The sequence below is a fragment of the Alteromonas sp. 4NS20-0143 genome (assembly GCF_057542855.1).
Genome location: NZ_BAAJLR010000003.1, coordinates 22,767 through 35,048 on the forward strand (window position 1 = coordinate 22,767; position 12,282 = coordinate 35,048).

At 46.4% G+C, this 12,282-nt stretch carries 13 protein-coding genes; 3 read left to right on the forward strand and 10 right to left on the reverse strand.

Features of this window, described 5'->3' with window-relative positions:
* The first annotated feature begins 338 nt into the window (after positions 1-338).
* The 3 genes from xseB to dxs are packed head-to-tail and all read left to right on the forward strand — an operon-like array spanning position 339 to position 3,412.
* Positions 339-581, forward strand: coding sequence for an exodeoxyribonuclease VII small subunit (xseB, locus tag AC27HD_RS07370; protein WP_032096929.1), 243 nt, complete (start codon positions 339-341; stop codon positions 579-581).
* A gap of 30 nt (positions 582-611) precedes the next feature.
* Positions 612-1,502: a farnesyl diphosphate synthase gene (locus AC27HD_RS07375; protein WP_487104753.1), complete on the forward strand. Its 891-nt coding sequence runs from the start codon at positions 612-614 to the stop codon at positions 1,500-1,502.
* A 32-nt stretch (positions 1,503-1,534) separates the two neighbouring features.
* Positions 1,535-3,412 (forward strand): 1-deoxy-D-xylulose-5-phosphate synthase, encoded by a 1,878-nt coding sequence (gene dxs / locus AC27HD_RS07380; protein ID WP_487104754.1) that lies wholly within the window; start codon positions 1,535-1,537, stop codon positions 3,410-3,412.
* A gap of 171 nt (positions 3,413-3,583) precedes the next feature.
* Here the strand turns inward: dxs and AC27HD_RS07385 are convergent, their stop codons facing one another.
* The 10 genes from AC27HD_RS07385 to lpxD form a co-directional block, all read right to left on the reverse strand.
* A complete protein-coding gene (locus AC27HD_RS07385) occupies positions 3,584-4,084 on the reverse strand; it encodes a phosphatidylglycerophosphatase A family protein (protein WP_487104755.1) in 501 nt (166 codons plus the stop codon).
* A 14-nt stretch (positions 4,085-4,098) separates the two neighbouring features.
* Entirely contained in the window at positions 4,099-5,064 is a 966-nt protein-coding gene (gene thiL / locus AC27HD_RS07390; RefSeq protein WP_487104757.1) for a thiamine-phosphate kinase, read from the reverse strand.
* A 45-nt stretch (positions 5,065-5,109) separates the two neighbouring features.
* Complete coding sequence (nusB, locus tag AC27HD_RS07395) at positions 5,110-5,532, reverse strand: transcription antitermination factor NusB (protein WP_032096924.1); 423 nt, start codon at positions 5,530-5,532, stop codon at positions 5,110-5,112.
* Positions 5,533-5,544: 12 nt separating this feature from the next.
* Complete coding sequence (gene ribH / locus AC27HD_RS07400; RefSeq protein WP_032096923.1) at positions 5,545-6,018, reverse strand: 6,7-dimethyl-8-ribityllumazine synthase; 474 nt, start codon at positions 6,016-6,018, stop codon at positions 5,545-5,547.
* Positions 6,019-6,279: 261 nt separating this feature from the next.
* A complete protein-coding gene (ribBA, locus tag AC27HD_RS07405; protein WP_487104760.1) occupies positions 6,280-7,380 on the reverse strand; it encodes a bifunctional 3,4-dihydroxy-2-butanone-4-phosphate synthase/GTP cyclohydrolase II in 1,101 nt (366 codons plus the stop codon).
* A gap of 20 nt (positions 7,381-7,400) precedes the next feature.
* On the reverse strand, positions 7,401-8,063 hold the full coding sequence (locus AC27HD_RS07410) for a riboflavin synthase (protein ID WP_487104762.1): 663 nt from the start codon (positions 8,061-8,063) through the stop codon (positions 7,401-7,403).
* 20 nt (positions 8,064-8,083) lie between these two features.
* Positions 8,084-9,223, reverse strand: a complete 1,140-nt coding sequence (ribD, locus tag AC27HD_RS07415; protein WP_487104764.1) for a bifunctional diaminohydroxyphosphoribosylaminopyrimidine deaminase/5-amino-6-(5-phosphoribosylamino)uracil reductase RibD — start codon at positions 9,221-9,223, stop codon at positions 8,084-8,086.
* Between the two features lie 14 nt (positions 9,224-9,237).
* Positions 9,238-9,687: a transcriptional regulator NrdR gene (gene nrdR / locus AC27HD_RS07420; protein ID WP_032096920.1), complete on the reverse strand. Its 450-nt coding sequence runs from the start codon at positions 9,685-9,687 to the stop codon at positions 9,238-9,240.
* 99 nt (positions 9,688-9,786) lie between these two features.
* Positions 9,787-11,043 carry a serine hydroxymethyltransferase gene (gene glyA, locus AC27HD_RS07425; RefSeq protein WP_487104766.1) on the reverse strand — a complete coding sequence of 419 codons (1,257 nt, stop codon included), beginning with the start codon at positions 11,041-11,043 and terminating at the stop codon, positions 9,787-9,789.
* A gap of 199 nt (positions 11,044-11,242) precedes the next feature.
* Positions 11,243-12,271: a UDP-3-O-(3-hydroxymyristoyl)glucosamine N-acyltransferase gene (lpxD, locus tag AC27HD_RS07430; RefSeq protein WP_487104768.1), complete on the reverse strand. Its 1,029-nt coding sequence runs from the start codon at positions 12,269-12,271 to the stop codon at positions 11,243-11,245.
* Positions 12,272-12,282 lie beyond the last annotated feature (11 nt).

Genomic DNA, 12,282 nt, shown 5'->3' on the forward strand with positions numbered 1-12,282 from the left:
TGTATAGCCTAACTTCATTATGTGTAATGTTTGTTGAGTAATCTTTTATATCACTACCATTTAGGGCGTATTAACCCTCCCTGTATATTTTCGCAACAAAGGTCAACACGTGCAAAGCCGCCCAAGCTTCGACAGGCTCAAGTGTTGACACTTCGAAGGCTGCTACACGAATGAATGACGCTGAGTAAAACTGGTCTTTACTAACTCAAAGAGACAAGGCCAAGCATTTGGTCAGACGCTCTGCCGGATGTTCGATATTGGGACAAACCATTTGACCCATCTGCTACCGTCCGTTAATGTGCGCCATATGGTGATTTTGCCCATTATCGAGCACTTTTATGACAAAAAAAACGGATACCGCAACGTTTGAAGAAACGCTTGCTGAATTGGAATCGATCGTCGATGAAATGGAAAACGGCGATTTGCCGCTAAATAAAGCATTGGAAAAATTTGAGCGCGGCATAGCGCTTTCTAGACAAGGCCAAAAGTCCCTTGAAACTGCTGAGCAGAAAGTACAAATCCTGCTTAATGAACAAGGCGAAGAAACACTTCAATCGCTCCCTGAGAGTGAGCAGCCCTAATCTGCTCACTTTTTAACTACAGGTAATTTAATGAATTTCTCTGCTCTGCATCAGCAAGTTAAGCAGCAAACTGATGCGTCTTTATTGAAACTAATCGAAGAACTTCCCGATTATGCACCGCAACTGAAGGCAGCCATGCGCCATGCCCTTCTGGCGGGCGGCAAGCGCATGCGACCACTACTGGTGCATGTTGTGGGCAACACTCTCGACGTACCAAAGAAAGATCAAATGGCCATTAGCATGGCTATTGAGTGTGTGCACGCCTATTCACTCGTGCACGATGATTTACCCGCTATGGACGATGACGACTTGCGACGCGGCATGCCTACTTGTCATATCGCCTTTGACGAAGCAACAGCAATTCTCGCAGGCGACGCACTTCAAACACTTGGGTTTAGTATACTCGCCGACGCTGAGCTTAGCGATTTTGGCGATACTAAACGCGCAAGGCTGCTTAGCATACTTGCAAAATGTGCGGGCTATCACGGTATGTGTGGCGGTCAAGCCATTGATTTAGCAAGCACTGGGCAAACCATAAACATTGATGCATTAAAAATGCTTCATAGGCTTAAAACCGGTGCACTGCTTCGCGCTTGTGTTGAGATGATTGCCACTGTTTGCGGCACTTTAGACAAGCAGTCAGAAGCTGACCTTTTGGTGTTCGCCAGCAACATTGGCCTCGCATTTCAAGTCCAAGACGATATTTTGGACGTAGAAGGTAGTAACGAGATTCTTGGGAAACCGGCAGGTTCTGATGAAGCCCAGGGAAAAAATACCTTCCCTGCAAAGCTTGGATTAGATGGTGCGAAAGAGGAACTGGCAGTGCTGCATCAAAAGGCACTACAACCCTTAGCCCGATTACCTTACAATACAGACAGTTTAATTGCGTTTAGCGAGCTTTTGGTAAAACGTGACCACTAGCCACGCGCCATGTTGAAAAAGATAATAAATAAATGAGTTTAGACCTCCAACATTACCCCACGCTTGCCCTTGCGCAGACGCCGGACAAATTAAGGCAGTTACCTCAAGAGAAGCTGCGCGAACTTGCCGATGAACTTCGCGAGTACCTTCTGACTTGTGTAAGTCAAAGTAGCGGACATTTTGCTTCTGGTTTAGGCACGGTGGAATTAACCGTGGCGCTTCATTATATCTATAACACGCCGTTCGACCGTCTTATATGGGATGTGGGCCACCAAGCTTACCCCCATAAAATAGTTACGGGGCGCGCAGATCGCATGTCAACCATTAGACAAAAAGACGGATTGCACCCTTTCCCTTGGCCTAGTGAGAGCGACTACGATACATTTGCAGTCGGTCACTCCTCTACGTCAATCAGTGCTGCTTTGGGTATGGCAGTTGCTGCAGAGAAAGAAGCAAAGGGCCGTAAGATTGTATCGGTCATTGGCGATGGTGCTATGACGGCGGGTATGGCTTTTGAAGCGCTCAATCATGCAGGTGATATCAAAAAAGACATGGTTGTTATCCTCAACGATAACGAGATGTCTATTTCTGAGAACGTAGGAGCCCTAAATAGCCATTTGGCGCGCCTGTTAACAGGTAACCTATTTAACTCTATACGCGACGGCGGAAAGAAGCTATTAAGCAATGTCCCACCCATTAAAGAGTTTGCTAGCAGAGCTGAAGAGCATCTTAAGGGAATGGTTGTTCCGGGTACTATCTTTGAAGAGCTTGGCTTTAACTACATTGGTCCTATAGATGGGCACGATGTAAACGCAGTGGTCGATACCTTACGCAACATGCGAAAATTTGAAGGCCCTCAACTTCTTCATGTTGTTACCAAAAAGGGGAAGGGCTATGCGGTTGCTGAAGAAGATCCAATTAAATTCCACGCGGTGCCTAAGTTTAACCCTGCCGATAACGCACTACCAAAATCAAAAGCAACCGCACCCACCTACTCCGCTATATTTGGCGAGTGGCTGTGTGATATGGCGGCCGAAGATCCCAAACTCATGGCGGTAACGCCAGCTATGCGTGAAGGCTCGGGCATGGTGGCATTTTCTCAGCAATATCCCGAGCAATACTTTGACGTTGCCATTGCAGAACAGCACGCCGTGACCTTTGGTGCAGGTTTAGCCAAAGAAGGCCTCAATGCAGTTGTAGCTATTTACTCTACGTTTCTTCAGCGAGCTTACGACCAGCTTATTCACGATGTAGCCATACAGAATTTACCCGTGCTTTTTGCTATAGACAGAGCCGGTATTGTGGGTGCTGACGGCCCTACTCATCAGGGCGCATTTGATATCGCGTTTTTACGCTGTATTCCAAATCTCATTGTAATGGCGCCCTCAGACGAAAACGAATGCCGCCAAATGCTATACACAGGCCATTTAGGTAACCAGCCAGCTGCCGTACGCTATCCTCGTGGCTCAGGCATGGGCGTAACGCCCGACAAAGTAATGACAGCACTAGAGATAGGAAAATCACGCACTTGTCGAGAAAGTAAGGCCAAGGAAAGCCAGCGCGTCGCCATTCTTAACTTTGGGTGCTTGCTCCCAAATGCACTTGAGGCGGCAGAGGCCGTCGACGCAACCGTTATTGATATGCGCTTTATCAAGCCCCTTGATGGCGATGCTGTTTTAAAGGCTGCACAAGAGCATGATGTACTTCTGACACTTGAAGACGGTTGTATCATGGGCGGTGCTGGTAGCGCGGTTATCGAACACCTTCAGCAACACGGTGTAATGAAGCGAGTTAAGATGCTTGGTCTTCCTGATAGTTTCATTTTGCAAGGCACGCAGCAAGAAATGTACGAAGAGCACGGATTGGATGCAAAAGGCATTGTAGCCAGCGCTTCTCAGTTTTTGGCATAGCTTTTAGCAACTGAGCTTTTAACAACTGGGCTTTCAGAGTTATAAACTCTAGCGCTAAAAAAAGAAATAGATACGAAAAAGCCCGCAATAATGCGGGCTTTTACTATAAGTCTCGTCAACTACCCTCTTGCACACCTTGATAAAACAGATGGCTTAAAAGCATATGCCTTTTTAAAACAGGGTAAGTACGGCAGGATACAGGGTTACACAAATATGCAAGCACGCGCATGCCATTGCACCTGCGAGTAGGTCATCAAGCATTATTCCCGTACCGCCATGTAACCGTTTATCGATAACGCCAATAGGCCAAGGCTTTAGAATATCGAATAGTCTAAATAACACAAACCCCAAAACGAGTGTTGATGCCGTTAGCGGTAAAAATAAAAACGTAACAAACATGCCTGCAATTTCGTCCCACACGATAGAACCATGATCGTGTACCTGCATATCATCAGCCGTTTTACCGCACAGATAAATGCCTACGACTGAAGCTATAAGCGTAACGGCAATGAAGGAAGGCGCAGATAGCCCCATACACAATAAAAGCAGTGGGATAGCGGCGAGAGAGCCAAAGGTTCCCGGCATAACGGGGACTAAGCCACTGCCAAACCCAAGTGCTAAGAAGTGCACTGGGTTCTTCATACTTACTCTAGCTCGAAACTCAGCCTGCATGTTAAATGTCCATATTAAAAGGTATGCTCGTAGCCTGTAGACTGCTTTGGCGTGTACTTTTCGTCATTTTTAAACAGTGAAAGCTTATCGTTGTGGCCAGTAAGCTGACCAATACACGTTGCCTTCACGTTTGTACTCGCGATAGAGGTTTCAAGGCTACCGCGCTGCTCTTCCGATACGGTAAAAATGAGTTCGTAATCGTCACCAGCAGAAAGCGCATATTCTATGGCTTGATCCTGTGATACCGCACTTGTTAGTGCTCTGGATAACGGCAGACGATCAACGTGAAGATTAGCACCACAGCCAGATGCACTTAAGATATGTTTTAAGTCGGAAATAACGCCATCAGATACGTCGATACAAGAAGATGCAATACGGCGCATTGCTGTTCCAACCGCAACGCGAGGTGTAGGGAAATAATGCCTATTTATCAGCACGTCTCTCGCCTCGCCGGCAACGTCTAGCTTACCTTGTAAGATATCTAAACCGGCACCTGCATCGCCCAGTGTACCAGTAACGTACACCCAATCACCGGGTTTGGCGCCACTGCGGGTCAGTTCTGAACCTGGAGGGATAAAACCTTGTGCAGTGATAGTCATGGCCATAGGACCTTTAACCGTATCACCACCAATTAGCTGTACAGAGTAGTATTGGGTAAGCTCGTAAAGACCGGTAACAAAGTCACTTAACCATGCTTCCTTAACCTCAGGTAGGGACAGGGACAGGCTGATCCAAGCTGGCTCTGCGCCCATAGCTGCCAAGTCACTAAGATTGGCTGCAACGGCCTTGTACGCCACTGACTTAGCGGGCGCATCTCTTAGAAAGTGGACATCTGCTACAAGCGTATCAGTAGTTACTGCGAGTTGCTGATTTTCAGGCACCATAGTAACGGCACAATCATCACCAATACCAATAACTACGTCTCGTCTTTTATGACCGCCAGCAGAAAAGTAGCGGCCGATAAGGTCGAATTCTTTCACGGTAATTTAGAAACCTTAAGTAACGTCCAGTGTCACTGAAATAGGTTAGTCGCGCTCGTCTTTTCGCAGCGTTTTCACTGCTTTGTCGAGTGCACCATTGATGAATTTGTGGCTGTCTTCAGCGCCGAATGATTTAGCTAGTTCAATAGCTTCATTAATGATGACGCGATATGGCACATCGATGCGCTCAGTCAGTTCCAGCGTAGCTATACGAAGAATCGCTTTTTCAATGGCGTCTAACTCTTCTGGCAATCGGCCAAGGTAAGGCTTAATCGTCGCATCCAAATTACTTGCGTTGTGTGCCACTCCTTTTAGGAGCGCTTGGAAATATGCCATATCAACCTTCTGCATATCATTACTGGTAGCTAACGCCAGTTCAATCTGCTGAATATCGTTATGACTCATTTGCCATGAATAAATGCCTTGCAAGGCTAATTCACGGGCTTTACGACGAGCTGAAACTTTCACTAAATAATTACCTTAAAGCTTTTCAACAGCATCGATAACGTTAACCATTTCTAGCGCGCCAAGTGCAGCTTCTGCACCTTTGTTGCCAGCTTTGGTTCCTGAACGCTCGATAGCCTGTTCAATTGAATCTGTTGTGATAACGCCAAATGACAAAGGTACGCCGTATTCTAACGAAACTTGCGCTAAACCTTTATTACACTCACCCGCTACGAAATCAAAGTGCGGTGTGCCGCCACGAATAACTGCGCCAAGTGCAATGATGCCGTCAAATGACTTTTTCTCGGCAAGTTTTTTAGCCACGATAGGTAGCTCATAGGCACCCGGAACACGTACTACTGTGATGTCGTCTCCACTTACTTCACCATGACGCTCTAGCGTATCCAGCGCGCCTTCTAGTAGGCTTTCAACAACAAAGCTGTTAAAGCGTGAAACTACAATAGCGAATTTTTTACCCGTAGCGCGGATGTTACCTTCAATTACTTGCATGTTTTCATTCCTCGAGAAAAAGCGGCGCGAAGTATACCACAACTGCACCTAAACTGAATCGATTGTTTTTTTATCCAACGACTTTGTTCGCCGCAGCCCAGAATCGTTTAAACTAGGTCGTTTAAACTAGGTCGTTGAAACCTGTGTAAATAGACAAAAAGTGCGCATCAGCACACTTTTTGTTTCTAATATAACGGTCATGTCACCAACGTGTTTTTGTGATAATTAAATTTAAAAACACGTTATTTCTACAATGACCTGTTAGTCGTGAACGTATTCTACAACTTCTAGACCATACCCTGATAGAGCATGGTACTTTATGGGTTTACTCAATAAACGCATCTTGTGTACGCCCATCGATGCCAATATTTGACTGCCCACACCAATAGTACGAGATGATCCCTGCCAGTCAGCACCGGCTGGCTGTTCGCCTCTGTCTTCAGCAGCGAAACGTCTCACTTGATTTTCTATTTGTTCATCTTTACCGAGTAGAACCAGCACGCCGCCTTCGTCTGCTATTTTTTGCATACCTTGAGAGAGCGTCATCGAGCGGTTGATACCCCGTGTAGAACCAAGCAGATCACTAAAAGTGTTGTGAAGGTGAACACGCACTAACGTTGGCGATGTTTCAGATACTTCGCCTTTTTTGAGGGCAAAATGAAGCTGATTGTCGATACTGTCTTTGAATGTATGCAGTTCAAAATCGCCGTATTCAGTAGGAATATTGCACTGGGCTACTTTCTCTATGGTCGTCTCATTCAAGTTTCGGTACTCGATGAGATCGGCAATGGTGCCAATTTTCAAATCGTGCTTCGCTGCAAACGTTTCTAGCTCTGGTCGACGCGCCATTGTGCCGTCTTCATTCAGAATTTCAACGATAACACCTGCGGGCTCAAGTCCAGCCAAACGAGGCAAGTCTACACCCGCCTCAGTGTGACCTGCACGATTTAACACACCACCCTCTTTAGCGATAAGCGGGAAAATATGACCTGGCTGAACAATATCCGTCGCCTTAGCATCTTTGCCAACAGCAGCCTTGATTGTTGTCGCCCGGTCTGCCGCTGAAATACCCGTAGTAACGCCAGTAGCTGCTTCTATAGAGACAGTGAAATTAGTAGAAAACTGAGCTTCGTTTTTGTCTACCATAAGAGAAAGGTTCAGTCGGCGACAGCGGTCCGGCGTCATAGGAAGACAAACAAGGCCCCTTGCATGCGTTACCATAAAATTTATGGCTTCTGGCGTCACATGTTCGGCCGCCATAATCAGATCGCCTTCATTTTCGCGGTCTTCATCATCCATCAAGATAACCATCTTACCCTGACGGATATCTTCTATTATTTCTTCTGATGTGTTAAATGCCATATTTTATACTTCTTGTAGGGTTATTTTTTTAAAAATCCGTTCTCGGCTAAAAACGCCATATCAATACCTTTTTCTGCAGGCTCAGCAGCTTTATCGCCAAGCATTAGGCGCTCTAGATATCGGGCAATGACATCAACTTCCAAATTGACTTCGGTGCCAACCTTATAGGTGCCTAGTACTGTTTCCTTTAACGTATGAGGGATGATCCACAGCATAAACTCTGCACCATTCACTTTGTTTACCGTTAAGCTGACACCGTCTACAGTGATACTGCCTTTGTGTGCAATATACTTAGCAATTGCCTCTGGAGCCTTGACCCAAATTTCAACGTAATCAGTGTGCTTAATAATTTGGCTTACTTCCCCCACACCATCTACGTGACCGGAAACAATGTGACCGCCGAAGCGATCCGTAGGACGCATTGCCTTTTCCAGGTTTACGGTAGAGCCTGCGCGATAATGCTTAAACCCGGTCAACTTTATGGTTTCAGTAGATACATCTGCGCAATAGTAGTCATCGCCAAAGTCAGTTACTGTTAAGCATACACCATTTGTGGCAATACTATCGCCAAGGGCTACATCAGACATATCAAGATGCTTGGATGATACCGTTAACCGGATATCTTTACCCCGGTTATCTAGCTTTTGAATTGTGCCTAATGCTTCAATAATACCAGTAAACATAGCTGTCCTCGTTGCCGCGTTTAATTACGCGGACTCATAGTGTCGGGGCGGTACGTAAGCTTAATATCGTTACCAACCTGACGATTTTCAATAAGAGAGAGCGAAATAGATTGTTCAATGGCCGTAAAACTAGGCAACGTGACCATGCTTCTTCCTTTATTGCCCAGCAAAATCGGCGCTTGATAACAAATCAATTCGTCCACCAGCCCGGCATCTAAAAGTGCGCCGGCAAGTCCAGGCCCAGCTTCAACCCACACTTCATTGTATTGCTTATCACCTAAAGCCTGCATAAGCGCGTGCAAATCAACGCGTCCCTGATTTTCCTTAATCAAAAGATAATGCTGTGCGTCCGTGTCCATATGCGCTTCGCATGTTGCTATAAGCGTGGTGTGCGCGTCGTTCAAGCATTGGTACTCACCATTAATCACGCCCTTGCTGTCAACAACAACACGAGCAGGCTGCCTAATTTCGTCCAGCGGATAGTCACTGAATTGCGCCTCAGATGGCCTAACCAGTAAACTGGGGTCATCGGCTAAGACGGTGCCAGAACCTGTGAGCACACAGCAGCTTTGTGCACGGTGACGCTGAACATCTCGTCTAGCCTGAGGCCCGGTAATCCACTGACTCACGCCGTTTTCTAACGCTATTTTTCCGTCTAAACTAATACCTAACTTCACCCTCACAAAAGGTGTTCCGGTAAGCATTCGCTTCACAAACCCCGGGTTGAGTGCAGCCGCTTCTGCAGCCATTACGTCACTCACCACTTCTATGCCAGCTTCTTGCAGCTTGCGGATACCATTGCCACTTACATTAGGATTGGGATCTGTCATCGCAATCACCACCCTTGCAACGTTTGCATTGATAAGCGCTTCAGCACAAGGGGGAGTACGACCGTAGTGGCTGCAAGGTTCAAGTGTGACGTAGGCAGTGGCGGCTTCTAAAGATTTTTCATGGGACTGTCGAGCTTGGTGTAGTGCATGAACTTCGGCATGGGGAGTGCCAGCTTTTACGTGATACCCTTGGCCAATACATTGGTTGTGTTCATCAACAATAACGCAACCGACTCTCGGGTTAGGCGACGTGGTGTAACGGCCCTTTTTTGCAAGTTGAATGGCTTTGGCCATCCAATAATAATCAGATTTAACGGTGTTTTGCTGCACGTGGTGTCCTGTGGTCAGTCTCCAAGCCTCGCAATTTCCTCACCAAATTCTCTTATATCTTCAAAGGATCGATAAACGGAAGCAAAGCGCACGTAGGCAACTTTGTCTAATTCCTTCAATGCTTTCATAATGAGAGTGCCAAGGAATTCGCTTTCAACCTCTCTTTCGCCGGTCGCACGAAGTTCGGATTTGAGGGATAATATACATTGTTCAACTTTTTCTGTGCTTACAGGACGCTTTTCTAGCGCTCGCTGCAGCCCAGCTCGTAGCTTATCTTCGTTGAACGGTTCGCGGGAGCCGTCTCGCTTGATCACACGAGGCATAACTAATTCAGCCCCCTCAAACGTAGTAAAACGTTCGTGGCACTGAGCACATTCTCTTCGTCTTCGTACCTGATACCCTTCTGCAACTAAGCGAGAATCAATAACTTTCGTTTCTTGCGCTGAACAAAAAGGGCAAAACATAGAATATCCTTTATAATTGCGTACTTAGGCTGATGCAAATTGCAGAGATGCAAGAGTGCATTAGTACCAAAGTACGCAATAAAAGACAAACCTATTTACTTACGAGTAAACAGGGAACTTTGAGCATAGTTCAACTACTTCACCTTGCACGCGCTTGATGACAGACTCATCGCCCATGTTATCAAGTACGTCACAAATCCAAGTAGCAACTTGCTGTGCTTGTTCTTCTTTAAAACCTCTGCGAGTGATTGCAGGACTGCCGATGCGAAGACCGCTCGTGACAAACGGTGAACGAGGATCGTTAGGCACGGAGTTCTTGTTCACTGTAATGTTTGCTGAGCCTAAAGCTGCGTCAGCGTCTTTACCAGTGATGTCTTTGTCGATCAAATCAAGAAGGAACAAGTGGTTATCTGTGCCACCAGAGACGATGTTGTAACCGCGCTCTTGCATCACTTTAACCATTGCTTTTGCATTTGCCACTACTTGCTGTTGGTATACTTTAAACTCAGGCTCTAGCGCTTCTTTAAAGGCAACTGCTTTTGCTGCAATAACGTGGCAAAGTGGGCCACCTTGGTTACCTGGGAATACTGAGCTATTGAATTTCTTGTATAGCGTTTCGTCGCCGCATGATGAAAGAATAAGACCACTGCGAGGACCGGCCAAAGTTTTGTGGGTAGTCGTCGTTACCACATGCGCATGTGGAAGTGGATTAGGGTAAACACCTGCCGCAACTAAACCTGCTACGTGAGCCATGTCCACAAGCAGATACGCGCCTACGCTGTCTGCAATTTCGCGGAACTTAGCCCAGTCAACAATGCCTGAGTATGCAGAGAAACCACCAATGATCATTTTTGGCTCGTGTTCTTTCGCTAGGGCTTCAACTTGCGCGTAATCAATTTCACCGGTTTCATTGTCAAGTCCGTACTGAACCGCATTGTAAGTTTTACCAGAGAAGTTTACATGTGAGCCGTGAGTAAGGTGGCCGCCTTCAGACAGGCTCATTCCCAATACCGTATCGCCTGCATCAAGCAACGCCATGAAAACAGCAGTATTTGCTTGTGAGCCAGCGTGAGGCTGGACGTTAGCGTATTCAGCACCAAACAGCTGCTTCGCTCTATCAATGGCAAGTTGTTCTACTACGTCAACATGCTCACAACCGCCGTAATAGCGCTTGCCCGGATAACCCTCAGCATATTTATTGGTTAATTGAGAACCCTGAGCTTCCATCACACGCGGACTACAGTAGTTTTCAGAGGCTATTAGCTCAATGTGATGTTCTTGACGCTGAACTTCATTGGCCATTGCTGTGGCTAATTCTGGATCAAAGTCAGCTATGTTCATTTCGCGAGAAAACATGGGGGCTCCTTAACTGCGATTATTTATGGCACGGTAAACAATGTTGCGCAAAAAGTGCAATCCTCAACTTGATGAGTCATGCTCAGACAGCGTAATTTTGGAGCCATATTCTAGTCATTTTCGATCACTTGTATACCGCTTTATGGCTAAATTAATTTAAATGGCCTAGGTTTAACGTAAATCCTCGGCTACAAGCACATCAGACCTGTTTTTCCAGTGCTTTCACTCGGTCAAATAGACTCCCAATTTTTTGTAGTCTTACCGTGTTTTTACGCCAGTCAAGATTGGTTTGAGCAGGCTGGCCTGATGAATAAACCCCAGGTGAAGTAATATCTTGCACCACCATTGTAAACCCTGTGATTTGCACATTATCACAGATGCTTATGTGCCCATTTACACCACAGCCACCCGCTATAATTACGTGTTTACCGATGTTGCAACTTCCTGCAATGCCTGTGGAGCCGCAGATGCAAGAGTGATCGCCAATGATGCAGTTATGGCCAATTTGCACCTGATTATCAATAATTACGTTATCGCCAATTATTGTGTCGTCTAAGGCACCGCGGTCAATACTGGTGCTTGCTCCAATTTGACTGTCATCGCCTATGCGTACCGAACCCAACTGAGGAATAGGTAACCACACGCCTTTATCATTGGCGTAGCCAAAGCCCGACGAGCCAACAACTGTTTGGCTGTGAATAGTCACTCGCTTGCCTATTACCACGTCGTGATAAATTGTCACGTTGGGGTAAAGCGTACTCCCTTGACCGATGTGAGTTCCCTTGCGTACCACGGAATTAGCGCCAATGCTCACGCCGTCTCCGAGTACTACATTATCTTCAATGATAACGTTCTCACCTAAAGAGACATCACTTCCAAGTCGAGCGGAAGACGCAATAATAGCGGTTTGAGCAATGTTTGATGCTACCGCAGGCGTGGTATCAAATAGCTGAGCGATACGCGCAAAGGCAACATGAGGGTTGTCTACAATGAGCGCTGCACACTGTACATCGCCTTTTACCTTATCGTGCACAATTACCGCACCAGCGTGTGTTTCTGCCAGCTGGGACTTGTATTTAGGGTTGGTCAGAAATGAAATCTGATGATGTTTAGCGCCTGCTAAAGTGGCAACTGAGGAAATAGGCGTAGTGCTGTCTCCTTGTACAACCCCACCAACATGGCTGGCAAGCTCGGCTAAACTATAGGTACCTTTATTAATGGCTGTCATACACTTAATTA

What these genes read in the sequence shown, in the direction of transcription:
- xseB (WP_032096929.1), top strand. Translation starts at nt 339, where the DNA reads ATGACAAAAAAAACGGATACCGCAACGTTTGAAGAAACGCTTGCTGAA.
- AC27HD_RS07375 (WP_487104753.1), top strand. Translation starts at nt 612, where the DNA reads ATGAATTTCTCTGCTCTGCATCAGCAAGTTAAGCAGCAAACTGATGCG.
- dxs (WP_487104754.1), top strand. Translation starts at nt 1,535, where the DNA reads ATGAGTTTAGACCTCCAACATTACCCCACGCTTGCCCTTGCGCAGACG.
- AC27HD_RS07385 (WP_487104755.1), bottom strand. Translation starts at nt 4,084, where the DNA reads ATGCAGGCTGAGTTTCGAGCTAGAGTAAGTATGAAGAACCCAGTGCAC.
- ribH (WP_032096923.1), bottom strand. Translation starts at nt 6,018, where the DNA reads ATGCAAGTAATTGAAGGTAACATCCGCGCTACGGGTAAAAAATTCGCT.
- ribBA (WP_487104760.1), bottom strand. Translation starts at nt 7,380, where the DNA reads ATGGCATTTAACACATCAGAAGAAATAATAGAAGATATCCGTCAGGGT.
- AC27HD_RS07410 (WP_487104762.1), bottom strand. Translation starts at nt 8,063, where the DNA reads ATGTTTACTGGTATTATTGAAGCATTAGGCACAATTCAAAAGCTAGAT.
- nrdR (WP_032096920.1), bottom strand. Translation starts at nt 9,687, where the DNA reads ATGTTTTGCCCTTTTTGTTCAGCGCAAGAAACGAAAGTTATTGATTCT.
- glyA (WP_487104766.1), bottom strand. Translation starts at nt 11,043, where the DNA reads ATGTTTTCTCGCGAAATGAACATAGCTGACTTTGATCCAGAATTAGCC.
- lpxD (WP_487104768.1), bottom strand. Translation starts at nt 12,271, where the DNA reads ATGACAGCCATTAATAAAGGTACCTATAGTTTAGCCGAGCTTGCCAGC.